At 65.5% G+C, this 26,221-nt stretch carries 22 protein-coding genes; 6 read left to right on the top strand and 16 right to left on the bottom strand.

Translation table 11 applies throughout. The features are described from left to right. Positions 1 to 87: 87 nt before the first annotated feature. From PMI12_RS17200 to urtA, 7 genes are all read right to left on the bottom strand, one after another. The gene (locus tag PMI12_RS17200) at positions 88 to 429 is read right to left on the bottom strand and encodes a zinc ribbon domain-containing protein (protein ID WP_007834949.1); all 342 of its coding nucleotides are present in this window, start codon (positions 427 to 429) and stop codon (positions 88 to 90) included. Between the two features lie 8 nt (positions 430 to 437). After that, the gene (gene fmdA / locus PMI12_RS17205) at positions 438 to 1,670 is read right to left on the bottom strand and encodes a formamidase (RefSeq protein WP_007834951.1); all 1,233 of its coding nucleotides are present in this window, start codon (positions 1,668 to 1,670) and stop codon (positions 438 to 440) included. A gap of 36 nt (positions 1,671 to 1,706) precedes the next feature. Then, positions 1,707 to 2,408: an urea ABC transporter ATP-binding subunit UrtE gene (gene urtE / locus PMI12_RS17210; RefSeq protein WP_007834953.1), complete on the bottom strand. Its 702-nt coding sequence runs from the start codon at positions 2,406 to 2,408 to the stop codon at positions 1,707 to 1,709. A gap of 1 nt (position 2,409) precedes the next feature. Continuing rightward, complete coding sequence (urtD, locus tag PMI12_RS17215) at positions 2,410 to 3,153, bottom strand: urea ABC transporter ATP-binding protein UrtD (protein WP_007834954.1); 744 nt, start codon at positions 3,151 to 3,153, stop codon at positions 2,410 to 2,412. Between the two features lie 18 nt (positions 3,154 to 3,171). Continuing rightward, entirely contained in the window at positions 3,172 to 4,362 is a 1,191-nt protein-coding gene (gene urtC / locus PMI12_RS17220) for an urea ABC transporter permease subunit UrtC (protein ID WP_007834956.1), read from the bottom strand. Positions 4,363 to 4,391: 29 nt separating this feature from the next. Next, positions 4,392 to 5,306 carry an urea ABC transporter permease subunit UrtB gene (gene urtB / locus PMI12_RS17225; protein ID WP_007834958.1) on the bottom strand — a complete coding sequence of 305 codons (915 nt, stop codon included), beginning with the start codon at positions 5,304 to 5,306 and terminating at the stop codon, positions 4,392 to 4,394. Positions 5,307 to 5,391: 85 nt separating this feature from the next. Then, positions 5,392 to 6,657, bottom strand: coding sequence for an urea ABC transporter substrate-binding protein (gene urtA / locus PMI12_RS17230; protein ID WP_007834960.1), 1,266 nt, complete (start codon positions 6,655 to 6,657; stop codon positions 5,392 to 5,394). A 257-nt stretch (positions 6,658 to 6,914) separates the two neighbouring features. On the opposite strand from urtA, the gene PMI12_RS17235 reads away from it, so the two are divergent. The 6 genes from PMI12_RS17235 (at position 6,915) to PMI12_RS17260 (ending at position 15,701) form a co-directional block, all read left to right on the top strand. Next, the gene (locus PMI12_RS17235) at positions 6,915 to 10,313 is read left to right on the top strand and encodes a hybrid sensor histidine kinase/response regulator (RefSeq protein ID WP_007834968.1); all 3,399 of its coding nucleotides are present in this window, start codon (positions 6,915 to 6,917) and stop codon (positions 10,311 to 10,313) included. Beyond that, complete coding sequence (locus PMI12_RS17240) at positions 10,291 to 11,184, top strand: response regulator transcription factor (protein WP_007834970.1); 894 nt, start codon at positions 10,291 to 10,293, stop codon at positions 11,182 to 11,184. Before PMI12_RS17235 ends, PMI12_RS17240 begins: the two co-directional genes overlap by 23 nt. Before the next feature lie 90 nt (positions 11,185 to 11,274). After that, on the top strand, positions 11,275 to 12,045 hold the full coding sequence (locus PMI12_RS17245) for a TIGR04325 family methyltransferase (RefSeq protein ID WP_007834971.1): 771 nt from the start codon (positions 11,275 to 11,277) through the stop codon (positions 12,043 to 12,045). 216 nt (positions 12,046 to 12,261) lie between these two features. Next, positions 12,262 to 13,089 carry a substrate-binding domain-containing protein gene (locus PMI12_RS17250; RefSeq protein WP_007834973.1) on the top strand — a complete coding sequence of 276 codons (828 nt, stop codon included), beginning with the start codon at positions 12,262 to 12,264 and terminating at the stop codon, positions 13,087 to 13,089. A gap of 294 nt (positions 13,090 to 13,383) precedes the next feature. Then, the gene (locus tag PMI12_RS17255; RefSeq protein WP_007834975.1) at positions 13,384 to 14,388 is read left to right on the top strand and encodes a M35 family metallo-endopeptidase; all 1,005 of its coding nucleotides are present in this window, start codon (positions 13,384 to 13,386) and stop codon (positions 14,386 to 14,388) included. Between the two features lie 566 nt (positions 14,389 to 14,954). Then, positions 14,955 to 15,701, top strand: coding sequence for a transporter substrate-binding domain-containing protein (locus tag PMI12_RS17260; RefSeq protein WP_007834977.1), 747 nt, complete (start codon positions 14,955 to 14,957; stop codon positions 15,699 to 15,701). 99 nt (positions 15,702 to 15,800) lie between these two features. Here the strand turns inward: PMI12_RS17260 and PMI12_RS17265 are convergent, their stop codons facing one another. The 9 genes from PMI12_RS17265 to PMI12_RS17305 form a co-directional block, all read right to left on the bottom strand. Next, positions 15,801 to 16,211 carry a hypothetical protein gene (locus PMI12_RS17265; protein WP_042673620.1) on the bottom strand — a complete coding sequence of 137 codons (411 nt, stop codon included), beginning with the start codon at positions 16,209 to 16,211 and terminating at the stop codon, positions 15,801 to 15,803. Positions 16,212 to 16,287: 76 nt separating this feature from the next. Next, positions 16,288 to 18,510, bottom strand: a complete 2,223-nt coding sequence (locus tag PMI12_RS17270) for a M1 family metallopeptidase (RefSeq protein WP_007834980.1) — start codon at positions 18,508 to 18,510, stop codon at positions 16,288 to 16,290. A gap of 639 nt (positions 18,511 to 19,149) precedes the next feature. Next, positions 19,150 to 20,466 (bottom strand): MFS transporter, encoded by a 1,317-nt coding sequence (locus PMI12_RS17275; protein ID WP_007834981.1) that lies wholly within the window; start codon positions 20,464 to 20,466, stop codon positions 19,150 to 19,152. 42 nt (positions 20,467 to 20,508) lie between these two features. After that, positions 20,509 to 21,615 carry a porin gene (locus tag PMI12_RS17280; RefSeq protein WP_007834982.1) on the bottom strand — a complete coding sequence of 369 codons (1,107 nt, stop codon included), beginning with the start codon at positions 21,613 to 21,615 and terminating at the stop codon, positions 20,509 to 20,511. A gap of 49 nt (positions 21,616 to 21,664) precedes the next feature. Continuing rightward, a complete protein-coding gene (locus tag PMI12_RS17285; protein ID WP_007834983.1) occupies positions 21,665 to 22,633 on the bottom strand; it encodes a PDR/VanB family oxidoreductase in 969 nt (322 codons plus the stop codon). Positions 22,634 to 22,652: 19 nt separating this feature from the next. Continuing rightward, on the bottom strand, positions 22,653 to 23,696 hold the full coding sequence (locus tag PMI12_RS17290) for an aromatic ring-hydroxylating oxygenase subunit alpha (RefSeq protein WP_007834984.1): 1,044 nt from the start codon (positions 23,694 to 23,696) through the stop codon (positions 22,653 to 22,655). A 26-nt stretch (positions 23,697 to 23,722) separates the two neighbouring features. Continuing rightward, positions 23,723 to 23,944, bottom strand: coding sequence for a recombinase-like helix-turn-helix domain-containing protein (locus PMI12_RS17295; protein WP_007834985.1), 222 nt, complete (start codon positions 23,942 to 23,944; stop codon positions 23,723 to 23,725). 31 nt (positions 23,945 to 23,975) lie between these two features. Further along, a complete protein-coding gene (locus PMI12_RS17300; RefSeq protein WP_007834986.1) occupies positions 23,976 to 25,139 on the bottom strand; it encodes an FAD-dependent monooxygenase in 1,164 nt (387 codons plus the stop codon). Positions 25,140 to 25,169: 30 nt separating this feature from the next. After that, complete coding sequence (locus tag PMI12_RS17305) at positions 25,170 to 26,114, bottom strand: Bug family tripartite tricarboxylate transporter substrate binding protein (RefSeq protein WP_007834987.1); 945 nt, start codon at positions 26,112 to 26,114, stop codon at positions 25,170 to 25,172. Between the last annotated feature and the right edge of the window lie 107 nt (positions 26,115 to 26,221).

A 26,221-nucleotide genomic window follows, 5' to 3' on the forward strand; every position in this document is an offset into this window, starting at 1 on the left:
ATCCTGAAAAGCCTCGAAAAACACCGGCAAAAGGAACCACGGCGTTCACAGGATTGAAACAATCGAACCCTTGAAAACAGCCGGTCGTCAATGGCTGATCATCCACGGTCGCCGCGACGGCGCAGACTTGGCCCCGCTCGGCGCCGTCACCGTCGCACTTCGTTTGCCCGAGCCGCAGCAGCCGCACCCCGCCGGATGCTTGAAGCGCGCGTAGTCGCGCGAGTTGCCCGGCTCGTGCCGCGCGCGCTCGTTGGTTTCCATGGCGCGGCGCGTGCCCGAGGCCATCAGTGCGAGCCGCGGCGCGGCCGACAGCACGCGCGGCGAAGCGCATCCGCAATCGGGGCACGCAGCCGCCTCGTCGCGCAGGCCTGAGGGCCGCAACGCCTCGAAGCCGCCGCACTGCCCGCAGGCGTAGTCGTAGGTCGGCATGGCTTGCTTCAGCGCAGGTCGCGCGACAGCGGCATGTCGATGCTGCCGTCGATGAACTTCACCGGGCCCGAGGCGTTCGGGTTGATGTCGAAGTCGAAGATGCCCGTGGGCAGCCACAGCGTGGCGCACGAGTTGGGCACGTCGACCACCCCGCTGATGTGGCCCTGAACCGGCGCCGTGCCCAGGATCGAATAGGCCTGCGCGCCCGAGTAGCCGAACTTCTTCAGGTACTCGATGGCGTTCAGGCAGGCCTGGCGGTAGGCCACGTTCACGTCGAGGTAGTGCTGCTTGCCGCTCTCGTCGACCGAGATGCCTTCGAAGATCAGGTAGTCGTTGTACTGCGGCGTGATCGGGCTGGGCTTGAAGATCGGGTTCTTGATGCCGTACTTGGCCATGCCGCCCTTGATGAGCGTGACCTTCATGTGGACCCAGCCAGCCATCTCGATGGCGCCGCAGAAGGTGATCTCGCCGTCGCCCTGGCTGAAGTGCAGGTCGCCCACGCTCAGGCCCGCGCCATCGACGTACACGGGGAAGAACACCTTCGAACCGCGCGACAAATCCTTGATGTCGCAGTTGCCGCCGTGCTCGCGCGGCGGCACGGTGCGCGCGCCTTCGGCGGCTGCCTTGGCGCGGGCTTCACCGGTCATCTTTCCCATGTGGGCAGTGCCCGCAAACGGCGGGTTCGCGAGGCCGGGCACACGTTCCGGATCGGTGGCGATAAGGGCCTTCTCGCGCTCGTTCCACATGTCGAGCATGGGCTTGTCGGGCAGGCAGCCGATCAGGCCGGGGTGGATCAGCCCCGCGAAGTTCACGCCCGGAACGTGGCGTGAACTGGTGAACATGCCCTTGAAGTCCCAGATCGATTTCTGCGCCTCGGGGAAGTGGTCGGTCAGGAAGCCGCCGCCGTTCTTCTTCGAGAAGAAACCGTTGAAGCCCCAGAGGCTGTCCTGCTTGGCGCCGATGTCGAGCAGATCAACCACCAGCAGGTCGCCGGGCTCCGCGCCCTTCACGCCCACGGGGCCCGAGAGGTAGTGGACGGTGCTCAGGTCGATGTCGCGCACGTCGTCGGCGCTGTCGTTGTTCTTGATGAAGCCGCCGGTCCAGTCGAAAGTCTCGAGGATGAAGTCGTCGCCCGGGTTGACCCAGCAGGCCATCGGAATGTCCGGATGCCAGCGATTGTGGATGTTCTCGTTCTCGACGGGCGACTTGGTCAGGTCGACCTTGATCAGCGTGTCAGTCATGTGCAGTGGCTCCTGGTTGGGTTGGTTGTGGTCAGATCAAACGGAGAGATAGGCCTTGATGTGGTCGACATCTGTCTTGTCGCGCGCGGTCTCGTGCACGAACCGGCCGCCTTCAATGACGAAGAGCCTGTCGGCCACGTCCATCGCGAAACTGAGCACCTGCTCGGACACGACGATGGTGATGCCGCGCAGCTTGCGGATCTCGTTGAGCGCCTTGGCGATGTCCTTGATGATCGAAGGCTGGATACCTTCGGTGGGCTCGTCGAGCAGCAGCACCTTGGGGTCGGTGACGAGGGCGCGCGCAATCGCAAGTTGCTGCTGCTGGCCGCCGGAGAGGTTGCCGCCCTTGCGGGTCTTCATGTCCCACAGCACGGGGAACAGCGCGTAGATTTCCTCGGGGATTCGGCGGGTCTTCGAGTTTTCCAAGCCGGTCTGGATGTTCTCTTCCACTGTCAGCGTCGGGAAGATCATGCGGCCTTGCGGCACGTAGGCGATGCCCTTGGCGACGCGGCGAAAGCTCTCGTCGCGCGACACGTCCTGGCCTGCCACCTCGATGCGCCCGCTCTTCAACGGCAACACGCCCATCAGGCCCTTGAACAGCGTGGTCTTGCCCATGCCGTTGCGGCCCATGATGGCGATGGTTTCGTTGGCATGGCCCTCGAACGAGATGCCGTGCAGCGCCTCGCTCTGGCCGTAGGCGACGTGCAGGTCTTCGACCTTCAGGTTGATGTTGCTCATGTCAGTGGCCCAGGTAGACGTCGATGACCTTCGGATCGGCCTGCACCTTCTCCATCGGCCCCTCGGCAAGGATCTTTCCCTGGTGCATCACGGTAACCTTGTGCGCGATCTGCTTCACGAAGGCCATGTCATGCTCGATGACGATCACTGCGCGGTTCTGGCAGATGCGCTTGAGCAGCTCGGCCGTGAGTTCGCGTTCGCGCGCGCTCATGCCGGCGATGGGCTCGTCGAGCATCAACAGCTCCGGCTCCTGCATCAGCAGCATGCCGATCTCGAGCCACTGCTTTTGGCCGTGGCTCAGCAAGCCGGCCTCGGTGTCGAGCTTGTCGGCAAGGCCGATGTCCTCGGCAATGGCCTGCACCTTGTTCTTGACCTCGTCGTCGCACCTGAAAGCCAGCGCACCGAACACCGAGCGGCCCTTCGGGAATGAGACCTCCAGGTTCTGGAACACCGAGAGGTTCTCGTAGATCGACGGCGTCTGGAACTTGCGCCCGATACCCAGCCGCACGCGCTTGTGTTCGGCCATCTTCGTGAGCTCGGTGTTGTTGAACTTGATGCTGCCGGCGCTCGCGCGCGTCTTGCCGCAGATCAGGTCGAGCAGCGTGGTCTTGCCGGCTCCGTTGGGGCCGATGATCACGCGCAGCTCGTTGCGGTCGATGTACAGCGTGAGGTCGTCAATGGCCTTGAAGCCATCGAAGGACACGGTGAGGTCTTCCACGGCGAGCGCGAAGTCGGTGTTGCTCATGAGGGTGTGGCTCCGGGTTCAGGCGTGCTGGCTGCCGACGCCGTCGGGCAGCGTGGGTTCGGATGGTGTGGCTGTGGGCACCACGGGTGCTGCGGCCGCCGGTCGCTTGACTGCCGCATCGCGCAAGGCTTGGCGGCGCGATTTCCACCATGGCCGGATCTTTTCTTCCCACAAACCCGCGAGCCCCATCGGGAAGGCCATGGTCACGCCGATGAAGAGGCCCGCCATCAGGAACAGCCACAGGTCCGGAAAGCTCTCCGAGAACAGCGTCTTGCCCGCATTCACCAGCAGCGCGCCATACACCGCGCCCACCAGGCTCATGCGCCCGCCCACCGCACAGAAGATCACCATCTCGATCGAAGGCACGATGCCCACGAAACTCGGCGACATGAAACCCACCTGCAGCGCGAACATCGCGCCACCGATGCCCGAAAGCGCGGCCGCCAGGCAGAAGATGAAGACCTTGAAGTTCGACACGTCGTAGCCCGAGAAGCGCACCCGGTCTTCCTTGTCGCGCATGGCCAGCAGCAGCGTGCCGAGCTTGCTTGTCTGCACCCAGCGGCACAGCACGATGCTCGCCACCAGCAGGCCGACGCAGACGTAATACAGCACGTACTTGGCGCCGTCTGTGCGCGTGTCCCAGCCCAGCATCGTCTTCAGGTCGGTCATGCCGTTCACGCCGCCCGTATAGCCCTGCTGGCCGATGATGAGCACGGTGCAGATGAGCGCCACCGCCTGCGTGATGATCGCGAAGTACACGCCGCCCACGCGCCGCTTGAACATCGCGAAGCTCACGAGCCAGGCCAGCGCCATCGGCGCCAGCACCACCAGCGCGAGGCTCAGCGGCAGGCTCTTGAACGGCAGCCACAGCGCGGGCAGTTCGGTGATCTGGTTCCAGTCCATGAAGTCCGGAATGCCGGGCGTGGTCTGGATCTTGGTGGAAACGGGGTCGGAGGCTTCAAGCTTGAGGAACATCGCCATCGCATAGCCGCCGATGCCGAAGAACACGCCCTGCCCCAGGCTCAGCACGCCGCCGTAGCCCCACACCATCACGAGGCCCACGGCCACGAAGGCGTAGGTGAGGTATTTGCCCACGAGGTTGAGGCGGAAGATGTCGAGCGACAGCGGCAGCACCACCGCGAGCAGCAGCACCAGCAGCAACAGGCTGCCGAGCTGGTAGCGCTGGATCGAGGCCTTGATGAAATTCATCGGAACGTTCTCCAAAACAGGAATCGGGTTCAGCGGCGGACCTTGACTGCGAATAGGCCCTGCGGTCGCATCATCAGGATCAGCACGATCAGCGACAGCGTCAGCACCTTGGCCATCGAGCCGGTCATGAAGAACTCGGAGATCGACTGCGTCTGTGCAATACCGAAGGCCGATACCACCGTGCCGAAGAGGCTGGCCGCGCCGCCGAAGGTGACGACCAGGAAGGCGTCGACGATGTAGAGCGAGCCCGAGGTCGGCCCGGTGGAGCCGATGGTGGTGAAGGCCGCGCCCGCCACGCCGGCAATGCCGCAGCCGATGGCGAAGGTGAGGCGGTCGGTCTTCTTCGTGTCGATGCCGGTGGCGTTGGCCATCACGCGATTGGCCACCGTGGCACGCACCCGCAGGCCCCAGCGGCTCTTGTGCAGCGCGATGAGCACGCCGCCCGTGACCAGCGCGGTGAGCGCCAGCACGAACAGGCCGTTGATCGGAATGTCGAGGCCTTCATGCGGCGTCCACGAGCCCATGAGCCACTCGGGCAGCGTGGGGCTCACTTCCTTCGGGCCGATGAAGGTGCGGAAAATCTGCTGCAGGCCCAGGCTTACGCCCCAGGTGGCGAGCAGCGTGTCGAGCGGTCGCTTGTACAGGTGGCGGATCAGCGCCCACTCCACGAGCCAGCCCGCGATGAAGGCGAACACGAAGGCCAGCCCGATCGCGATCGGAAAGTAGTACGGCATGAGCGAAGGCGCCATGCGCTCGGTCACCTGCGCGGCCAGGAAGATCGAGTAGGCGCCGATGGTCATGAACTCGCCATGCGCCATGTTGATCACGCCCATCTGGCCGAAGATGATCGCCAGGCCCAGCCCCATCAGCAGCAGCACCGCGAAAAGGCTCAGCCCCGCGAAGCCCTGCATGAGGCCGATGTTCATCATGTCCGACAGAGTCATGGCGGGAAGTCCGGAATGTTGGAGTTGTCCCCTCTCCCGCCAGCGGGAGAGGGTTGGGGTGAGGGCCGACGGCCTGCTTACTGGCTTACTGATAGCCCTTCGGGAACGGATCCGGCTTGATGAGCTCAGCCGACTCCGCCACCACCTTGAACGTGCCATCGAGCTGCCCCTGCCCGATACGCGCCTTGCTCCACAGGTGATGGTTCGCGTCCAGCTTCACGTAGCCTTCTGGCGCCGTCTTCAGCTCGATGCCCGGCGAGCCCGCCACCACCTTGTCCACGTCGAAGCTGCCGGCTTTCTCCACCGCCGCCTTCCACAGCCACGGCCCCAGATACCCCGCCTGCGTCACGTCGCCGATCACCGCATCCTTGCCGTACTTCGCCTTGAAGGCTTCCACGAACTTCTTGTTGTTCGCGTTGTCCAGCGACTGGAAGTACTTCATCGACGAGTAGAAGCCCGCGAAGTTCTCGCCACCCACGCCGGTCATTTCGTCTTCCGTCACGGCCAGCGTCAGCAGGAACTGCTTGTCGCCGGTGATGCCCGCGGCCTTCAACTGCTTGTAGAAAGCCACATTCGAGCCGCCCACCACCGCCGCGAAGATGCAATCGGGCTTGGCCACCTTGATCTTGTTGATCAGCGAGTTGAAGTTGGTGTGGCCCAGCGGGTAGTACTCCTCGCCCTTGACCGAACCCTTCTGGAAGTTCTCGATGTGCTTGCGCGCGATCTTCATCGAGGTGCGCGGCCAGATGTAGTCGGAGCCCACCAGGAAGAAGGTCTTGGCCTTTTTCTCCTTCGCGCCCCAGTCCAGGCCCCAGATGATCTGCTGCGTGGCTTCCTGGCCGGTGTAGATCACGTTCTTGCTCTGTTCCAGGCCTTCGTAGAAGGTCGGGTAGTACAAGAGGCCGTTCTCTTTCTCGAACACAGGCAGCACTGCCTTGCGCGAGGCGCTGGTCCAGCAGCCGAACACGGCCGCGCAGTGGTCGTTGACCAGCAGCTTCTTCGACTTCTCGGCGAAGGTCGGCCAGTCGGAGGCGCCGTCTTCCTTGATGACCTTGATCTTGCGGCCCAGCACGCCGCCCATGGCGTTGATCTGGTCGATGGCGAGCTGCTCGGCCTGGATGGAGCCGGTCTCCGAAATCGCCATGGTGCCGGTGGACGAATGCAGCTGGCCCACCGTTACCTCGGTGTCGGTCACGGCGAGCTTGGTGGTGTTGACCTTGGCCGTGGGGAACTGCCCCTGGCCGAAGCTCAGGCCGCTCAGGCCCATCACGGGCAGCGCGGCGGCGCCCTGCAGCAGACGGCGGCGGCGCAATGCCATGGCATCGAGAGAAAGATCTGAATCACGCGACATCAGGAAACTCCAGGCAGGTTGTTGGAAAGTAGAGCCGCGCACCATCGCAGTGCATCGGACGGTGCCTCGAGCACCATGGCTGGTACTTTAGAAATCACCCGGGTTTGCGCGAATACGTCATTCAACGTAGCGGCGGGAGCCGGCCCTGCCCGCAGACTCGCGAGCCAGACATCGGTGGAAAACATCGAGGGGAAAGAAGCACAGGGAGCGCTTCTTGCTGTACCTGCCCCATGCCACCGCCGCCGCGAGAACCAGCCATGCAATCCGTCTCCGGACAGAAGATCTTTCGCATCCGCCGCGACTACAACGCATGGGTCGCGAACGAAACGCTGGAGGACTACGCGCTGCGCTACACGCCGCGCAGCTTTCGCAAGTGGTCGGAGTTCCGCGTGGCCAACGCGGCCTTCGGCGCCACCTCGTTCCTGGCGCTGGAGGCCATCGGCGGTGCCATCGGGCTGAGCTACGGCTTCTCGAACGCGCTGTGGGCCATCCTGGTGGTGGGGCTCATCACTTTCCTCACCGGCCTGCCGATCTCCTACTACGCGGCGCGCCACGGCGTGGACATGGACCTGCTCACACGCGGCGCGGGCTTCGGCTACCTGGGCTCCACCCTCACCTCGCTGATCTACGCGAGCTTCACCTTCATCTTCTTCGCGCTGGAGGCGGCCATCCTCGCGCTGGCACTGCAGATGTACCTGGACTGGCCGCTGTGGCTGCTGTACCTGGTGTCGTCCATCGTCATCATTCCGCTGGTGGCGCGCGGCATCACGCTCATCTCGGGGCTGCAGCTGTGGACGCAGCCGATCTGGATCGTGCTGTTCGTTTGCCCCTTCATCGCGGTGATGGTGAAGAAGCCCGAGCTCTACGCCGACTTCACCGGCCTCGTGGGCCGCACCTCCGACAGCAGCGGCTTCGACCCACTGATGTTCGGAGCGGCCGCCACGGTGGCCTTCTCGCTGGTGGTGCAGATCGGCGAACAGGTCGACTACCTGCGCTTCCTGCCCGAGAAGACAGCCGCCAACCGGGGCCGCTGGTGGGCCGCGGTGCTGATCGCGGGGCCGGGCTGGATCGTGCCGGGCATGCTGAAGATGATGGGCGGGGCCTTCCTTGCCTTCCTCGCGCTGCAGCACGAGATACCCGGCATCCATGCGATCGAGCCGACGCAGATGTACCTCACCGGTTTCTCGTACGTGCTGCGCGACCCGGCCTGGGTACTGGGCATCACGGTGCTCTTCGTGGTGGTCTCGCAGATGAAGATCAACCTCACCAACGCCTACGCGGGTTCGCTGGCATGGTCGAACTTCTTCGCGCGGCTCACGCACAGCCATCCGGGGCGCGTGGTGTGGCTGGTGTTCAACGTGGTCATCGCGATCCTGCTGATGGCGCTCGGCGTGTTCGCGGCGCTGGAGCACGTGCTGGGTTTCTACAGCAACATCGCCATCGCCTGGGTCGGCGCGCTGGTGGCCGACCTGGTCATCAACAAGCCGCTGGGGTGGAGCCCGAAGACCATCGAGTTCAAGCGCGCGCACCTGTACGACATCAACCCGGTCGGGCTGGTGGCGATGCTGGGTGCCGCCGCGCTGGCGATGCTGGCCTACTCGGGCGTGCTCGGCCATTGGGCAAAAGCCTTCTCGCCCTTCATCGCGCTGGTGACAGCCATGGCCGTGTCGCCGCTGCTGGCCTGGCGCACGCGCGGGCGCTACTACCTCGCGCGCCACGACATCGACCGCTGGACGCCCGGCCAGAACGTGAAGTGCTCGGTATGCGACAACAGCTTCGAGTCGGAAGACATGGCGCACTGCCCGGCCTACAGCGCACCGATCTGCTCGCTGTGCTGCACGCTCGAATCGCGCTGCCACGACCGCTGCAAGACCGACTCGCGCGCGGCCGAGCAGATGAGCGGCTGGCTGCAGGCGCTGCTGCCGCCGGCGCTGTCGGCGCGGCTCAACTTCCGCGTGGCGCATTACCTGCTGATCGCCACCTCGCTCATTGCATTGCTGGCCACCGTGGTCGGCGTGGTCTATGCGCAGGAGGCGCTGGCGGGCACGAGCGATTCGGTCATGGCCACGGCCTTCCTGAAAGTGTTCGCGCTGCTCTCGGTGGTGGCCGCGGTCGCCGCATGGTGGGTGGTGCTGGGCAGCGAGAGCCGGCAGATGGCGCAGGAAGAATCGATGCGCCACAACAACCTGCTCGCGCTCGAGATCGAGGCGCACCGCCGCACCGACGCCGCACTGCAGACCGCCAAGGAAGCCGCCGAGGCCGCGAACCAGGCCAAGACGCGCTATGTGGCCGGCATGACGCATGAGTTGCGCACGCCGCTCAACAGCATCCTGGGCTACTCGCAGATCCTGCTCAAGGGCGACACGGTCGCGCCCCCGCGCGAGGCGGTGCAGACCATTCACCGCAGCGGCGAGCACATGCTGGGCCTGATCGACGGGCTGCTCGACCTGGCGCGCATCGAGGCCGGCCGGCTGCAGCTCGAACCCGCGCCGCTCGCGCTGCCCGCGTTTCTCGACCAGCTCGTGCACATGGTGCGCCCGCAGGCCGAGAACAAGGGCCTGGCCTTCGTTTGCACGCATGCAGGGCGGTTGCCGCCGTGGGTGCACGCCGATGCGAAATGGCTGCGGCAGATCCTCATCAACCTGCTGACCAATGCCGTGCGATTCACCGACAGCGGTACGGTCACGCTGCATGTGGATGCGCGGCGCGAGGTACTGCGCTTCGACGTGGTCGACACCGGCATCGGCGTCGCGCCGCAGGACCACCAGCGCATCTTCCTGCCCTTCGAGCGCGGCGCAGCGGGTCGCCGCCGTGGCGAGCCGGGCACGGGGCTGGGCCTCACCATCACCGGGCTGCTCACCTCGCTGATGGGCGGCGAGCTCAAGCTGGCATCGACCTCGTCGCAGGGCAGCACCTTCAGCGTGCGCGTGTACCTGCGCGAGGTGGCCGACCCGGGCCCGCAGGCCAAGGCCGGCGCACTGCGGCAGCCCGTGTCGGGCTACATCGGCGCGCGCCGCACGCTGCTGGTGGTCGACGACCAGCCCGTGCAGCGCCAGATGCTGGCCGGCATGCTCGTACCGCTGGGCTTCGAGATACGCGAGGCCGCAAGCGGCACCGAGTGCCTCGACAGCCTGCGCGAAGAATTGCCCTCGGCCATCCTGCTCGACCTGACGATGGACGACATGGACGGCTGGCAGACCGCCACCTCGGTGCGCGCCTCGGGCTTCGGGGACATCCCGATCATCATCGTCTCGGCCAACATGTTCGAGAACAAGAACGAGCGCCTGCAAGCGGCAGGCTGCCAGGCCTTTGTGGGCAAGCCAGTGATCGAGTCGGAGCTGATCGCCACGCTGGAGCGCCACCTCGGGCTCGAATGGCTGTCGACCGCTGACGCACTTGCGCCCCTCGCGGGTGACGCAGAAGCAGCGCTGCAGCGCCCCCGGCAACTCGCTCTTTCGGAAGACGACCGCGCCGAACTCATGCGCCTCGTGCAGATGGGCCACGTGCGCGGCCTGCACACGGCGCTCGACCGGCTGGCAGCCGCCTCGCCCGCCGCCGCATCGACCTGCACCTGGCTGCGCGGCATGGTCGTGCGCTTCGAACTCGACAACCTCCGCAACGCACTGGCCGAAGATGCAGACACCCTCGCCCCCTGAATCGTCATCCGAACGGCCCGTGGTGCTGGTGGTGGACGACGCGCCCAGCAGCCTCGGCATGCTGTGCGACACGCTGGAGGCCAGCGGCTACACCGTGCTGGTGGCGGTCGACGGCGAGGCCGCGCTGCAGCGGCTCGAACTCGTGGTGCCCGATGCGATCCTGCTCGACGGCCTGATGCCCGGTCTCTCGGGCTTCGAGACCTGCAGGCGCATCAAGGCCAACCCGGCGCTCGCGCACATCCCGGTGCTGTTCATGACGGGCCTGTCGGAAACCTCGCACGTGGTCGAGGGCTTCGAGTGCGGCGGAGTCGACTACGTGGTGAAGCCGATCCGCGCACAGGAGGTGCTGGCGCGGCTGCACACGCACGCGCGCAACGCCCGCATCACGCGCATGGCGCGCGACGCGGTCGATGTGGCCGGCATGGGCGTGGTGTTCGTCGACACGCGCGGGCGCATCGCGTGGCGCTCGCCGCAGGCCGCGCTGTGGCTGCACGCGCTCGAAGACCCGGTGGCGCCGGGCCTGCTGCCCGCGTCGCTGGAACCGGCGCTGGCGCCGGGCGCGGCCATTGCCATCGGCACCGCCACGGGCATGCGGCTGTCGGTGCGCAACCTCGGCGCCGCGGCGCTCGGCGAGACGATGCTGCTGTTCGCCATCCAGCGTGAAGGCCCGGCGGCCCGGCTGGCCGATGCCGCCCTCACGCCGCGCGAGACCGAGGTGCTCTCCTGGCTCGCCAAGGGCAAGACCAACCGCGACATCGGCGACATTCTCGGCACCAGCCCGCGCACGGTGAACAAGCACCTGGAGCACATCTTCGAGAAGCTGGGGGTGGAGACGCGGGCGGCTGCGGCGGCGCTGGCGAGCGGTATGTAACCCCCATGGGGTAACCGCCCCAACGGCACGGGGCTATAGGTCGCGAATACTTTGGTTGCATTCAAAATGAGAACGCCACCGGAGTCAACAATGCTCTCAAGCCTTCTGCAGTTTCCTCCCCGCGAAAGTGCGTACAGGCGCAAGTTCCTGAACAACACGGACGAGAACCTCTTCATGGGCTCGTTCGAGAGCTTCGCGGCGGCCGAGGCCGGTGCGCCGCCCTCCAAAGCCGTGGGCTATGCCAATGCCGATGCGAGCGACCTCTACAGCCCGCAGATCTATTTCTACGACTATCCCGGCCTCTTCTGGCTGGGGCGCTCCATCGATGCGGGGCTGACGCGCGTGTTCGACCTCGGCGGGCACGTCGGCATCAAGTACTACGCATTCCGGCGCGTGCTGAGCTACCCCGCCACCCTGCAATGGACCGTGTGCGACGTGCCCGGCGTGGTCGAGAGCGGCCGCGCGATGGCCGTGAAGCGGGAAGCCACCGCGCAGCTCGGCTTCACCACCGACTACCGCGATGCGAGCGGCTGCGACGTGCTGTATGTCTCGGGCAGCCTGCAGTACCTGCCGACGCGCATGGACGCGATTCTTTCCGCGCTGGCCGTGAAGCCGAGGCGCATCATCATGAACACCACGGCCGTGCACCCCGAGCGCACGATCTACACGCTCAACAGCATCGGCGTGGCCGTGTGCGCCTACCGCATCCAGCACCACGACGAACTCCTGGCCGATCTCGCACGCTCGGGCTACAGGAAGCGCGACGTGTGGCGCAACGAGGGCAAGCCGATCGAGGTGCCCTTCGTCGCTGGCGGCGACAAGCCGTACTACGCGGGCTGCTGCTTCGACCTCGTCGATTGATGCGCCAACCCGGCCGGCGGGAAAGGAGCGTCCCTGCCGGTCGATCAAGAGATGCGGCGTCCAGGCAGCCGCGATCCGCCGATGCACCCAACAAGCCGTGTCGCCTCGGTGATAACCCCGAATCCGCTGAAGGCGGAATGACAGCTCCGGCCTCTACGATAGGCAAACGACAGGCGGCCTCCAGGCCACTGGCCTTTTCTTCCTCCCGGAGACATCGTGACAAAGCCCCTTCCTTCCCCCTTCCTCGCCCTCACCCGCCGCGCTGCCTTGCCGCTGATCGCAGCCCTCGCGCTCGCCGGCTGCGGCACCCTCGGCGGCGGCAACAAGCCTGCGGGCGAAGACATCCACGTCATGACCTCGGGCGGCTTCACCGCCGCCTACAACGACCTGCGCCCGGAGTTCGAGCGCAGCAGCGGCCGCACCGTCAAAACCGCCTATGGCGCCTCGATGGGCAACGCCACCGACTCGATCCCCAGCCGCTTGGCGCGCAACGAGCCGGCCGACGTCGTGATCCTCGCGCGCCCGGCGCTCGATGCGCTGGTGGCGCAGGGCAAGGTGGTGGCGGGCAGCCAGGTCGACCTGGTGCGCTCGTCCATCGGCTTCGCGGTGCGCAAGGGCGCGCCCAAGCCGGACATCGGCACGGTCGACGCGCTCAAGCGCACGCTGCTCGCGGCACCGTCGATCGCCTACTCGGCGAGCGCGAGCGGCACCTACTACGAGACCGAGCTGCTCAAGAAGCTGGGCATCGAAGACCAGGTGAAACCCAAGAGCAAGCGCATCCTGAGCGAGCGCGTGGGCACGGTGGTGGCGCGCGGTGACGCGGCGCTCGGCCTGCAGCAGGTGAGCGAGCTGCTGCCCATCGAGGGCATCGACTACATCGGTCCGCTGCCCGCCGAGGTGCAGCGCGTGACGGTGTTCTCGGCCGGCATCGCCACCGCATCGAAGCAGCCCGATGCGGCGGGGCAGCTTATCCGCTATCTCAACTCCCCGGCCGCGGCGCCGACCATCGCGAAGACGGGGCTGGAGCCGCTGTCGGCACGTTGAGCGCGCACCGTCAGAGCGTGCGGCCATCACACCGGAAGAACTCGGCGCGCACGTGCGGCGCCGGGGTCTCGCGCGAGCACTGGCGTGCACGGGATACCGGGCCAATCAGCAGACGTTGATCATCGACAGCTGCGAACCGGAGGCCAAGCCCGCAGATTTGTTCTAACTTCGCCAGCCCGATACAGGCCGAAAACGTCGGCCTTCGTGACAAACGACCAGCCGGTTGACGATGGGCAACAGTGTCAGTGCGCACAGCCACGTACAACGCCCCGTCATCTACTGGGAGCGTGCCAAATGGAGCGAAAAATTCTTGTCGTCGGCGATCCGCCGGCACTTGGCGGGCGGGTTCTGCCTTACGACGGTCCGATGTTCGGTCTGTATGGCCACCGCATCGCGTTGATAGGCGGCAGGGCCTACTGTGAGGGCTGCAACAGCGTGGGCATCATCGCCAAGGCAGGAGGGCCACGGCGTCTTCAATTCATTTCAGAGGCCGCGCTGGAAGGCGACGTGGTGATCTGCCACTGCCCGATGCCACAGCCCCTGCTTGCCACGCTGCAGCACACATCAACATACGATGACGGTGCGTGGTACGCCGCTGGAGCCGAACCGAGCGTGGCAGCAATGGCCATGTTGGTTGCCGCCGCGCCTTCGGAGATGGCGGCGTTGAAGAAAGTGGTGGATGCAGGTGTTGCGCACCCAGCCGAGGCCGAACAGACCGAAAACATCTGTCCCAACATGACGAACAAGGAGTTTGTGACCACGGTGCTGGAACTGCGCGACAAGGCGGTATCGCTCATTTCCGGGAAGCGGCTCCCCGAGTTGGAGCGATGGAATGAGGCTGATAGATCCCGAGTGAAAGATTGGTTTGGCGTGGCCGACCAGAGCACCCGCGAATACCTGCAACAGGGCTTGAAGGCATGCGTGCAAGTGCTTCGAGGGCTCGATGCCAGAAACTTCGTGCGCTACTCGGAAACAGCACTCAAGCATGTCGGTTGCATCTTGCCGAGCAACGCGGATGATGCGGCTGCGGGTGTTTGCAAGCCAGATACCGCTACCCATACCATCGCGATCAATATCAAGTTCTGCGCGCTTCGCCCCATTTCTGCCGATCAGGATTCAAAGCTCTCAACGCTTATTCACGAGGTCACGCATTTCAACGACTGCTTTGGAAGCTTTGATGCTCTGTACTACCTTAGGTCTTCTCGCGAGGCCGCGAAAACAGACCCGCAAAGAATGCGAAGCAACGCTGATAGCATCGCTGGCTACGTGGTCTGGGACGAGGTTTTCCATGCTCGCTAGAGCACTTTCAATACTGCTGACATTCACGATCTGTACCAACGCCTCGGCTTGCCAGTACATCGTCCAGACATCGCTCGCGTTCGGAGCGGGTACATCTGATCTGGATAAAGCTCAAATAGTCAAGTTGGCTGCATGGATCGACGGCGCGACTTCACAGTACCCAAAATTCGATTACGCCTCAGTTGAAGCAGGCGCCTCGCTAAGAACTCCGGATGAGCCACTGCGAAGGGCCGAGAAACGGGCGAAGCAACGAGCGGAGAGCGCCGCACGCGCGCTCAAAGCACTGTTCCCCACTGATATCCAGGTAAGGACTATTTCGCACCCTTACCGGGAGCAAATGGCCTACGGATCAAGCAATGACTTTGCCGTAGTACAGCTCTATCCCGATCAAAAGGCTTCTCCTTTGCCGGACTGCAACCCAGTCCCTACCCCCGGTTTTCAGCCCGGCCGTTAGTCTTGGCCTGTTGATGCAGACCGGTGGGGAGCCGGCCCTCCTCATCACTGCCCGGTTGCCTGTCGGGCCGTAAACTGGTACGCATTCCCAGCCTTCATCGACGCCCAACGCCATGACCCAGCCTCGACCGACAACGGCCTCCCCCGCCCTCGTTTCCGCCTTTGTGCCCAGCGGCACGCTGCGCGCCTCGATCAACCTCGGCAATCCGATCCTCGCCAACAAGGACGTCGCCACGGGTGAGCCTGTCGGCGTATCGATCGACCTTGCCCGCGAGTTCGCGCGGCGCCTTGGCGTGGGCGTCGAGCTGGTGGTGTTCGAGAAGGCCGCGGCCTCGGTGGACGCGGTGAAGAACGAGAAAGCCGACATCGGCTTCTTCGCGGTCGATCCCGCGCGCAGCGAAGGGCTGCGCTTCACGGCACCCTACGTGCTGATCGAAGGCAGCTACCTCGTGCCCGAATCGTCGGCGCTGACCGACAACGCGCAGGTCGATGCCGAAGGCCATCGCATCTCGGTCGGCTCGGGCAGCGCCTACGACCTGTTCCTCACACGCGAGATCAAGGCCGCCGAGATCGTGCGCCTCCAGGGTGCCGGCCCTGCGCTCGCCGCATTGCGCGCGGGCCAGGTCGAGGTGGCAGCGGGCATCCGCCAGCTGCTCGAAGGCGAGGCTGCCCGCGCGCCGGGTGTGCGTGTGCTGCCTGGGCGCTTCATGGTGATCCAGCAGGCGATGGGTACGCCGGCCAGCCGGGGCGCCGAGGCGCAGGCGCTGCTTGCTGCCTTTGTCGAGGAGATGAAGGCTTCGGGCTTTGTTGCCGATGCGTTGAAACGCCATCGCATCGAGGGTGCAATCGTTGCGCCGTAGTTGAGCGCTCCTGTTCAGGGCGCGTGCACAGGCCACCGGGTACTTCCCTCCGCGAATGTCCCCGTCGGCGTGAGCGACGCCCCGAACACGCAGCGCGAATCAAAGCTTGTACGCCTCCACAGGCCCTTGTGAGTAGAACAGGAAGTACCCTGTCTGCGTCTTGAAGCCGTTCTTCTGCCACCCAGGCGGCACCTTGAAGATGCCGAGTTGGTCGCTCGAGATGCCGACGAAGGACGTGTTCTCCGTGTCGGTCGTGATGCGGCTCCAGCGCTCGCGCGTCACGGGCTGCATCTGCATCTTCGGCTCGCTCCATTCGGGCGTGCGCACCTTGTCGCGCATCACGTAGCGGTCGCCCTGCCGCTCGATCTTGACCAGTTCCTTGAGCGCACCGTTCTGCTTCACGGCGTAGACCCCGACCAGTTCGGCCTCTGGCCCGCCATTGCTTGCGCCGCAAGCGCCCAGCAACATGGCGCAAGCGCTCATGGCCAACCATTTAAATGCTGTATTCATGATGATCCCGGTGTGATGAGGCGCGCGCCGCCCTGCAGGCATGCCGGACGGTGCGCGCCGGGGTTTCAAACAACGTTCAGCGCTTGAGGTTCTCGCGCAGCTTCAGGCCGCCCTGGAAGCGCAGCGCATGCGGGTACTCCTCCTTCTCCGCACCGGTGGCCACCGCCGCCATCTTCTGCTCGCTGACCTGCGTCTTGGCCAGCAGCGTCGCCGGCAGGTTCAGCACGCCCTTGATCTGGTCGTACTGCGCCTGCGTGATGCGCCCCACGCTCAGCAGCCGGAACGCATCGCGCTCGATGTTCAGCAGCAGCGGCTTGTTGCCGGCAAAGCTCTGCGCCTTGGCCAGCAGCGCACTCCACGACTGCGCGCTGTAGTTGCTCACGTAGTAGTCCTGCCCGGTCGGCCCGGCCAGCACCGCCGTGCAGCCAGGCAGTTCCACCTGCGTGCTGTTGTTCGACATCACGAAGGTCTTGCGCTGGTCCATCGCGTCGCCGTACGCCAGCGTGACGGGGATGGTCCACGTCGAGGCCGGGTACACGTTCTGGTTGGGGAACGACTCCTGCGTGATGTTCACGTAGGTGCTGTTGCCCGCGCACTGCGCGTCCACCGTGAGCAGCGGAATGCCGGTCTGGCGGATCAGGCTGTCGCCGATCTCGCTGACCTTCTTGTCGGTCGCCTTCTCCAGCGAACTCCACAGGCGCGAAGGCGTGACGTTGCCGAACGCGTAGTCCTTCAGGTAGATCTGCAGGCCCTTCTGCATCGCCTCTTCGCCGATGTAGTTCTGGATGGTCTCCAGCACGTGGCTGCCCTTGTTGTAGACGAAGATCGACGGGCTGATGAAGCCGAACGAACCCGCATCGTTGAGGTTGCGCTGCACCGGCACGGCCGTGCTTTTCAGGTCGGCCACGATCACGTTGTGCTTGTCCAGCACGTAGTCGGAGAAGCTGTAGTACTCGGGGTGGAACTTGATCGTGGTGCGGCGTTCGAACCAGCGCGCAAACGATTCGTTGAGCCACACGTTGTCCCACCAGTCGAGCGTGACCAGGTCGCCGAACCACTGGTGCGCCACCTCGTGCGTCACCACCGTCACCGAGTACAGCGTCGGCGTGTCGCCCGGCTTGGTCAGCACGCGGTCGGCGAACTCGAAGATCGAGCCCCAGTTCTCCATGCCGCCGAAGCCGGTGTTGGGCTTGTTGTCGTAGCTGTCGTTGGCCGCGACGGTGTCGAACTTCTTGAAGGGCAGCGGGATGCCGGTGTACTTGTAGTAGTAGTCCATCGACACCTTGGTCCACTCCATCGCGAACTTCGCCCAGTCGGAGCGGCCCGGCGGCGTGAACCAGCGCAGCGGCATGTCGCTGCCGTCGAGCGGGTTCTTGAAGGTGTCGGCCAGGATGTCGAACTTGCCGCCGCCGAAGAAGGCCAGGTACATCGGCATCGAGGGCGTCTTCTCGAAGGCCACGCGCTGGTAGCCGTCGGGCAGCTTCGTCGCCTCGGTCTGCGCGCCGTTCGACACGGTCTTCCAGTCACCCGGCACCTCGGCCGAGATCTCGAAGGTGTGGCGGAAGGCCGGCTCGTCCCAGCCCGGGAACCACTGGCGCGCATAGTTGGTTTCGCCCTGCGTCACGATGGCGTCGCTGCTCACGCCTTCGGGTGTGGAAAGGCCCACCTTGAAGACGCCGGTGGCGGCCGAGCAGAACGGGTTGCGCGCCACTTCGGCGGGTGGGCAGTACTCGGCATCGGAGAACTGGATCTTGCCGTCCCACTCCATGTGCAGCAGGTACTTCCCCTTGGCGATCTGGCCGTCGTTCAGGCGCAGCTGCACGAAGTCGCCGAGCGTCTGCGGCGTGGGGATCAGCGGGATCGCCTCGCCGGGTTTCGACACCTTGCGCAGCGTGGTGCGGCCCTTGGCAAAGTTCAGGTTATGCGCGGCGACGACGATGGCATCGACCGGCTTGAGCACCTCGATCTCCACGTCGCCGCGGCCCACGAAGGTCTTGAGCGCCGCATCGGGGCGGAACCACAGCTTGTAGTTGCTCGGCCAGACGGTGTCGGGCAGTTCGATGGGTTTGGCCGTGCGGTCGACCGCCGCCACGGTGGGCGCGCCATCGTCGGGTGCCTTCGCCGTGGGATCGGACGCCGGAGCGGAAGCGACCGGCTCCGATGGCGCACCGAGACCGACGCCTGCGCCACCGAGCGAACCGCCACCACTGTCTCCACCGCCACCGCATGCCGTCAGCACGGCAAGGGTCACCGCCGTGATGGCAAGATGATTGACGACGGGTGTACTGAATTTTTTCATGATCGCCTCTGGGTACTCTTGGTAAGAAGAAACATGCGCCGCCCCGCATGCACCGGCGGATAGCCGGCGATGCGCGTGACGCGCGCGGTGATGAGATGAACAACGGGGTTATCTGAAAGAAAAGGGCAACACGATGCCCTCCCGGCGAACGCTTGCGTTCGTCAGGACCACACGGTCATGCAAAGGCACACCGCGCAAGAAGCGGTGGTCCCAGGATGCGGGGCGTAAGAGGTTCCATTCCCGTCGAAACGCGGGGTGGTGGGATGCGAACGCGGGCTTGTAGCGCGAAGGCTTGCGTTCAGTGCCCGGATATCGAAGCGGTGCGTTTGCGCGAAGTGCAAGCGGCACGGGCCATCTCGGCGATGGCAAGACTCTCTGCGGCTCTTGTCGTTGATTTCACGCGCATTCCCTCGTCCATTGGTGTGCGCTCAGTTTTATCTGATCGCACACATTCGCTCAACGGATCGCGGAACTTTTCCCTCTCAAAATGTTCGCGCGCGATAGGCCGAATGGAGTCACCGCACATCGCGTGTGCCATGCGGTACGAAGATGGTTCATCGCATGCGTCGCCTGCCGCGTATGCCGCGCGCATTCGCTGTGACCTTGCAGCCACAGCATCGGATTTCTGCGGCGGAACAGCTATGAAGCCTGCGACTGAGACACGCCCACTGCCGGCGGCGTACGGTCCCGCAGCCACAGCATGAAGCCGCAGCCGAACACCACCACCTGCGTGCCGATCAGCAGCGCAAAGCCCGCGAAGAAGCCCGAGGCGGAGGCGGCCGAAGCCGCGGCCGCGCCCGATGCGCCCGAACCATGCGACACAGCGCTGATCACGCCGCCCATCAACGCCGGCATGAAGCCCGCCACCAGGCTGCCGGCGCCATTGGTCACGCCGAACGCACTGGCCGTGTGCTCGGGCCGCGAGCAGTACTGCACCGTGCTCGGAATGGCTGGGCTCTGCAGGCCCCAGAAGAAATTGGCCGCCACGAGGCAGCACGCCGCCGCATACGGGTCGCTCGCGTTGATGGCCATCAACACCGACAGCGCCACGCCCGCGCTCGCGCCCATGAAGATGAAGGGCACGCGCTCGCGCCCGACCTTGTCGATCAGCACGCCGCCCACGAACACCGCGAGCACGGTGGCGTACTGCGGCAGCGAGGCCAGCCAGCCCATCTCGCGCATCGAGAAGCCGCGCGCCTCGCGCAGGTAGGTCGGCAGCCAGTTGCTGCTGCCCCACAGGTAGGCGAGCGCGGCCGAGGTCAGCAGCGTGATGAGGAACAGATGCCGCGTGTGCAGCGCACCCTTCACGATGCCGCCCACGCGCGCCATCGCCTCGCCGAACGACGAAGGCTTGACACCGTCGGCATGCGCGGGCGGCATGCGCACGAAGGCCAGCACCAGCGGAATGCCGAGCACGATGTTCAGCACACCGAGCACGTGGAACGAGGTGTCCCACGCGAACCGGGTGAGCAGCCAGCCCACCAGCGGATAACCGATGGCCAGCCCCAGCCCCGTGCCCATGTTGACGAAGGCGTTGGGCTTGCCGTTCTCGTCGCTGCGGAAATGCGCCTTGATGTACGACGAGGCCAGCGAGAACAGCGGCCCTTCCGAAACGCCCAGCAGCACGCGCGAGGCCAGCAGCAGGCCGTAGCTGTGGAGCATCGGCGAGGCCCACGTCACCACGCCCCAGAGGATCAGCCCATAGACCAGGCTGCGCCGCACCCCGAACAAGGCCGAGCAGAACGGCGTGAGCACGAAAGCCGACACGCCATAGCCCAGCATGAAGGCCGTCGCCAGGAAGCCCTGGCTCACGCGGTCGGTGGCGGCGATGCCCACGTGGTTCAGGAACGCGGCATCGGTGATCAGTACCGCGATGTTGATGCGGTCCACGTAGGAGATCGCAACGATCACGAACAGCGTGAGGACGCCGTACCAACGAAAGTTCTTGCTCTGCATGATCTGTCCTGCCGGTGTGAGGGTGATGACGCGCCTGCGCGCCTAGAACATGTGGCGCATGCCGAACTCGGTGCCGCTGGAGGCGCGGTTCGGCATGGTGATCGCGCCCGCCAGGGCCTGCGATGCACCGTTCTTGTTGCTGATGCGCGCGATGGTGGCGTACAGCGCCGTGCGCTTCGACAGGTTGTGCACATAGCCGATGGCCAGCTTCGACGACGTGGGCTTGAGCGCCGCGTTGGCGGGCTCGAGCTTGTAGCGTGCATACGAGGCCTTGATCTCTCCCGGCCCGATGGGCAGATGGAAGCCGATGAGCGCGCCCTTGGCGTCGGTGCTCCCCTTCGATTCCTTGTACAGCTCGCTCGTGAGCTTGAGGTTCATGAGCGAGGCATCGAAGGTATAGGCCGCGCCGAGGTTGGTCACGCGCAGGTCGCCGCTCGCGTAGCGCGTGCGGCCGGTGGCCAGGGCCACGTTGAGTCCGCCGCTCTGGTAGCCGAAGCGCGCGCCGGTATGCTCGCCGTCGTGCTTGTTCGACGCCAGCGTGTTCGGCAGCACCGAGTTGGAAGCGTTCTCGCCCATGGCATACATCACCTGCCCGTAGAAGCCGCCAAGATTGGCCGGCAGGAAGTAGCCGACGCTGTTCGACGCGCGCGTGCCGGTGGGTGCCACCAGGCCGCCGAGGCCCGAGAAATAGATCTGGTTGGCGCCGATGCCGCCACCCGTGCCGAAGGGATCGAAGATGGCCGTGTTCCAGAACGCCGGCACGTAGTCGCGCCCCAGCCGCACTTCGCCGAAGGGGCCCGCAAGGCTCACCGTCGAGCGGCGATTGAAGCTCAGGATGCCCGCGGTGCCGTTGCCGCTGGCCTGGTTGTTCGAGTTCGACGGAAAGCCCTGCCCGCTGTCGTTCTGCAGGCCCATCTCCATCCAGAAGTTGGCAGAGTAGCCGCCGCCCAGGTCTTCGGTGCCGCGAAAGCCCAGGCGGCTGAACATGTTGCCGCTGTTGGTCAGCTGCGTCTTGTGGGCCGAACCGTCGCCGCTGCCCGTGGTATAGGTGACGGCGGCATCGACCACGCCGAAGAGCGTGACGGAAGATTGGGCCAGCGCTGCGCCAGCCGCGGTGGCCGCAGCCATCGCGATCAAGTACTTTTTCATTGAATGTCTCGGTTGGTTTTTCTCGGCCGTCTTTGGGTTGTGGCCTTGTTCAGATGTCCAGCACCAGCCGCTCGCCCTTGCAGCGAGAGACGCAGATCATCATGGTCTTGTTGGACGCACGTTCGATCTTCGTGAGGATGCCGTCGTGGTGATCGATTTCGCCCTCGATCACAGCGGTCTCGCAAGCGCCGCAGACGCCCTCCTTGCAGCTGTGGTCGGGGTTGAGGCCGGCGTCGATCAGGCTGTCGAGAATCGATTTGCCCGGAGGCACCTCGACACTCTTGCCGCTCTTTGCACACATCACCACACAGCTCTGCGTGGCGCTGGGCGCCTCCACGTGCACGGCGGCAAAGCGTTCGATGTGCGCGTTGGCGTAGCCGAGTTGCTCGCAGCTTTTCTCGAAAGCGTCGAGCATCGGCGTCGGGCCGCAGCAGTAGTAGTGGCTGGTGGTGCCCTTGCCGGCCAGCAGCTTCGCGAGGTCGGGCGGAACGCCCTTCTCGTCGTCGAAATGCCAGGTGAGTTGTACCGATTTTTCCTTCGCCAGCGCTTCGATGGCATCGCAGAAGGCCGCCTCCTTGCGGGTGCGTGCGCAATACAGGATCTCGACCGGTTTGCCGATGGCCACCAGCCGCTGCAGCATGCACCAGATGGGCGTCACGCCGATGCCGCCGGCCACCAGCACCGAGCGCTCGGCGCCCTCTTCCAGCTTGAAGTTGTTGCGCGGCGCCGAGATGGGCAGCGTCATGCCCACGCGCAGCTGCTGGTGCACGTAGCGCGAGCCGCCTCGGCTCTTGCGGTCGTTGAGCACGCCGACCACGTAGCGCTGGCGGTCGCTCGAAGGGTTGCACAGCGAGTAGCTGCGTACCAGCCCGTTGGGCAGGTGCAGGTCGATGTGGGAGCCGGCCTCGAAGGCGGGAAAGTCCACCGCCGGTGTGGCCGGCCGGAACTCGACGCTGACGATGCCGTCGGCCTCGTAGCGCATGGTGTGCACGAGGGCGTTCAGCGTGGGAGAAGACATGGCGATGCTCGCTTGCGGTTCATGCCGTGGTGGCTTCGGCCTCGGCCAATTGGGCAACCGCGAGGTTGCGCATGTGGCGGCGCAGGCGGACGATGCCCAGGTCGTGCTGGTACAGGTTCTCGTGCTGGTTAGCGTCGGGCTCCATCTCTTCGAGCATCACGCGGTCCTGCTCCAGCACGTGCCAGTGGCGCGCCTCCAGGCGGTTCTTGTAGAGGAAGCGCCAGGTGTCGCGCTCCCAGCCCGCCGGCAGCTTGCGCACGCGCCAGAAGAAGGTGGCCGTCATGCCCTTCGCGATCGGCGAGAAGGCCCCGATGATGATGAAGTTGCCGCCGGGGCCGCCGGTCTTCGGGTACGGGATTTCGAGGCGCATCCAGTGGATGCCGGTGTCGGCCCATTCGGTCCAGTCGAAGTTGACGTTGCGCTGGCCTTCCTTCTCGAACACGAAGCCGATGTCGGTCGCGCGAATACCGAACTTGGCGCTCGAGTCGCCCTCGGCCATCGAGTGCGACTGCTTGTGCAGGTACGTGCCGTGCATCGGGTCCATCACGTTGTCGAGCACGTAGCGGTAGTCGCCCTTCCATTCGGTGTAGCAGAGGAAGTTCGCGTATTCGGCGTCATCGGTCAGCTGCTCGGGCAGCACCAGCGGTGGCGGCACGTCGACCGATTCCTTCGAGTTGTAGAGGAACACGGCGCCTGCACGCTCCTGCACATGAAAGTGCCGCGTGGCCTGCGAGCCTTCCAGCTTGCAGCCCGGGCTGCCGGGCACGCGCGTGACGACGCCGTCGTGGCGCACCTCGACGCCGTGGTACGGGCACGAAAGCCGGTCGCCGAGCACCACGCCCTGCGACAGCGGCGCGCCGCGGTGCGGGCAGCGGTCTTCCAGCGCATGCAGCACGCCTTCGTTGTCGCGCCACAGCGCGAGCTTGCGGCCGAGGCGGCGCAGAGAGATGGGGTTCTCCTTGATGAAATGCGAGGGGCAGATCGGGTACCAGAGATCCTTCAGGCCGATCTCGAGCAGGTGGTCCACCGGGTCGGCGGAGACGGGGGTGATGGCGATGGTCATGGTGATGTCTCTCTCTGTCTCTCTGCTCAGGCGCCGAGCGCGGCCATTTCCTTGCGGTACAGCGCTTCGGTCCACGGCTGGCCGCCGGGCGTGGCAAGGCCGCTGTCGTTCAGGCGCTGCACCAGCCCGCCAAGGTCGTGGATGCCGTCGGCAAAGGCGCGTTCGATCACGTCGCCCAGCAGGTCTTCGTAGGTGGTCGCGGGGCGCTGGCGCGCCTGGTGCGGTTGGAGATAGCGGTCTTGTTGCATCGTGTGCCTCCGTGGAGTGAGGTGGAATGAATCAGGCGGTGGCGGCCATCGCAGGCGTGCCGAGAGGTGCAGTCCAGGCGTCGTAGCCGTAGACCCAGTCGGCGTTGCCGCCTTCGCGCAGCCAGTTGTTGCCACGCGAACCGAGCTGCACCTGGCTGGCTCGCTCGATGCGGGCGGTCTCGAAGCTCTTCAACGCGGCCGGAACGTCGGCCATGGCCACGCCTTCGAGATGACGCGACAGCACCACCGCGTCTTCGATGGCCATGCCAGCGCCCTGCGCCATGAAGGGCAGCATCGGGTGCGCGGCATCGCCCAGCAGCGCCATGCGGCCTTGCGCCCAGGCGGGCATCGGGTCGCGTTCGTACAGCGCAGTCTTCAGCACCGTGTCGCAGGCGTCGAGCAAGGCGCGCGCCTCGGGGTGGTAGGCCACGTATTGCTCCCGCAGCTCGTCCACGCTGCCGGGCGCGGTCCACGATTCGAGATGCCAGGTGTCTTGCGGCGTGGTCGCAAAGATGAAGATGTCCCTGCCCCGGTTCAGCGGGAACGTGACGATCTGGCTCTGCGGGGTCGGGCCCCACCACTTGGTGAAGGCGCCGAGGTTCGGCACGCCGGCCACGCGCTCGGCCGGCACCACGGCGCGGTAGGCGACGATGCCGGTGAAGCGCGGGCTCTCGGCACCGAACATGGCGGTGCGCACGCACGAGTGGATGCCGTCGGCGCCGAGCAGCACGCCGACACGGGCGCTGGTCCCGTCGGCGAACGAGAGGCTCACGCCCTTGTCATCCGCGGCGATCTTCTCCGCGCGCTTGCCGAGGGCCACGCACTCGGCCGGAAACATGTCGGCCAATGCGGCCAGCAGGTCGGCGCGGTGGATGGTGAGCTGCGGCGCGCCGTAGCGTTGCTCCGCCGAATCGGCCATCTTCAGGCGCGAAGTTTCCTCGCCGGTGTCGAAGGTGCGGCTGATGCGGTGCGACGGGCGCGCCGCCGTCACGCGGGCCGCCTCGCCCACGCCGAGGCCATCGAGCGCGCGCACGGCGTTGGGTGTGAGGTTGATGTCGGCGCCGACGCGGGCGAACTGCTTCGCCTGCTCGAACACCACCACGTCATGCCCGGCGCGCCGCAGCGCGATGGCAGCCACCAGGCCACCGATGCCGGCACCGACGATGCCGATGGTGGATTCGCTTGTTGTCTTCATGGGTGTCTCCGCTTTGGTTCTGCGTGCGGCTCACTCGGCCACGATGTTGCGGGCCTTGATGATCTTGGCCCATACGGCTGTCTCGTCGCGGATGAGCGCAGAGAACTCGGAAGGCTTCATCGCCGCGTCGGTCATGCCCTGCACCTTCAGGCGCTCGCGCACATCGGGCTGGGCCAGCATCTGCGCCACGTCCTTCGCAAGCTGCTCGACCACGGCCGGCGGCGTGCCCTTGGGCGCCAGCAGGCCGTACCACGAGGTCACGGTCACGCCCTGGATGCCCTGCTCCGCGAGCGTCGGGATGTCGGGTGCGGCGGCGCTGCGCTTGGCCTCGGTCACGCCCAATGCGACGAGCTTGCCGTTCTTGATGAAGGGCATGGTCGCGGGCAGGTTGCTGAACATCAGCGGCACCGAGCCGCCGAGCACGTCGTTCAGCGCGGGCGCCGTGCCCTTGTAAGGCACGTGCAGCAGATCGATGCCGGCCTGCTGCTTGAACAGCTCGCCCGCCAGGTGCAGACCGCTGCCCACGCCCGGCGAGGCGTACGACAGCGTGTTCGGCTTTGCCTTGGCCAGCGCCACCAGTTCCTTCGCGCTCTTGATGCCCGACGAGGGCGACGCCACCAGCACGTTGGGCGCCTTGGCGAGCATGGTGATGGGCACGAAGTCCTTCTCGATGTCGAACGGAAAGTTCGGCATCAGCGTCGGATTGATCGTGAGATTGCCTGCGGGCACCACGAGCAGCGTGTGGCCGTCGCTCTTCGCACGCTTGACCTTGTCGATGCCGATGTTGCCGGCCGCGCCGACGACGTTCTCGACCACCGCCGCCTGGCCGTAGCGCTTGGCGAGACCGTCGGAAAGAACGCGCGCCAGCGTGTCGACCGGACCGCCGGGCGGGAACGGCGAGACGATGGTGAAGCGCTCGCTCGACAGCTGCTTCTGCGCATCGCTCTGGGCAAAAGCAGCAACACAGAAAGCCATCGTTGCGAGCGCAGCGAAGCATGTTCGTGAAACACCGTGGAACCGGCTTTGCCGGGCCGCTGGTGTTGCCCCCTGGAAGGGGGTTGGCGAAGCGACACGAAGTGCGC

The sequence above is a fragment of the Variovorax sp. CF313 genome, from assembly GCF_000282635.1.
Lineage (GTDB): Bacteria > Pseudomonadota > Gammaproteobacteria > Burkholderiales > Burkholderiaceae_C > Variovorax.

Coding starts and splice junctions, on each gene's coding strand:
- PMI12_RS17200 (WP_007834949.1), bottom strand. CDS start 429: ATGCCGACCTACGACTACGCCTGCGGGCAGTGCGGCGGCTTCGAGGCG.
- fmdA (WP_007834951.1), bottom strand. CDS start 1,670: ATGACTGACACGCTGATCAAGGTCGACCTGACCAAGTCGCCCGTCGAG.
- urtE (WP_007834953.1), bottom strand. CDS start 2,408: ATGAGCAACATCAACCTGAAGGTCGAAGACCTGCACGTCGCCTACGGC.
- urtD (WP_007834954.1), bottom strand. CDS start 3,153: ATGAGCAACACCGACTTCGCGCTCGCCGTGGAAGACCTCACCGTGTCC.
- urtC (WP_007834956.1), bottom strand. CDS start 4,362: ATGAATTTCATCAAGGCCTCGATCCAGCGCTACCAGCTCGGCAGCCTG.
- urtB (WP_007834958.1), bottom strand. CDS start 5,306: ATGACTCTGTCGGACATGATGAACATCGGCCTCATGCAGGGCTTCGCG.
- urtA (WP_007834960.1), bottom strand. CDS start 6,657: ATGTCGCGTGATTCAGATCTTTCTCTCGATGCCATGGCATTGCGCCGC.
- PMI12_RS17235 (WP_007834968.1), top strand. CDS start 6,915: ATGCAATCCGTCTCCGGACAGAAGATCTTTCGCATCCGCCGCGACTAC.
- PMI12_RS17240 (WP_007834970.1), top strand. CDS start 10,291: ATGCAGACACCCTCGCCCCCTGAATCGTCATCCGAACGGCCCGTGGTG.
- PMI12_RS17245 (WP_007834971.1), top strand. CDS start 11,275: ATGCTCTCAAGCCTTCTGCAGTTTCCTCCCCGCGAAAGTGCGTACAGG.
- PMI12_RS17255 (WP_007834975.1), top strand. CDS start 13,384: ATGGAGCGAAAAATTCTTGTCGTCGGCGATCCGCCGGCACTTGGCGGG.
- PMI12_RS17260 (WP_007834977.1), top strand. CDS start 14,955: ATGACCCAGCCTCGACCGACAACGGCCTCCCCCGCCCTCGTTTCCGCC.
- PMI12_RS17265 (WP_042673620.1), bottom strand. CDS start 16,211: ATGAATACAGCATTTAAATGGTTGGCCATGAGCGCTTGCGCCATGTTG.
- PMI12_RS17270 (WP_007834980.1), bottom strand. CDS start 18,510: ATGAAAAAATTCAGTACACCCGTCGTCAATCATCTTGCCATCACGGCG.
- PMI12_RS17275 (WP_007834981.1), bottom strand. CDS start 20,466: ATGCAGAGCAAGAACTTTCGTTGGTACGGCGTCCTCACGCTGTTCGTG.
- PMI12_RS17280 (WP_007834982.1), bottom strand. CDS start 21,615: ATGAAAAAGTACTTGATCGCGATGGCTGCGGCCACCGCGGCTGGCGCA.
- PMI12_RS17285 (WP_007834983.1), bottom strand. CDS start 22,633: ATGTCTTCTCCCACGCTGAACGCCCTCGTGCACACCATGCGCTACGAG.
- PMI12_RS17290 (WP_007834984.1), bottom strand. CDS start 23,696: ATGACCATCGCCATCACCCCCGTCTCCGCCGACCCGGTGGACCACCTG.
- PMI12_RS17295 (WP_007834985.1), bottom strand. CDS start 23,944: ATGCAACAAGACCGCTATCTCCAACCGCACCAGGCGCGCCAGCGCCCC.
- PMI12_RS17300 (WP_007834986.1), bottom strand. CDS start 25,139: ATGAAGACAACAAGCGAATCCACCATCGGCATCGTCGGTGCCGGCATC.
- PMI12_RS17305 (WP_007834987.1), bottom strand. CDS start 26,114: ATGGCTTTCTGTGTTGCTGCTTTTGCCCAGAGCGATGCGCAGAAGCAG.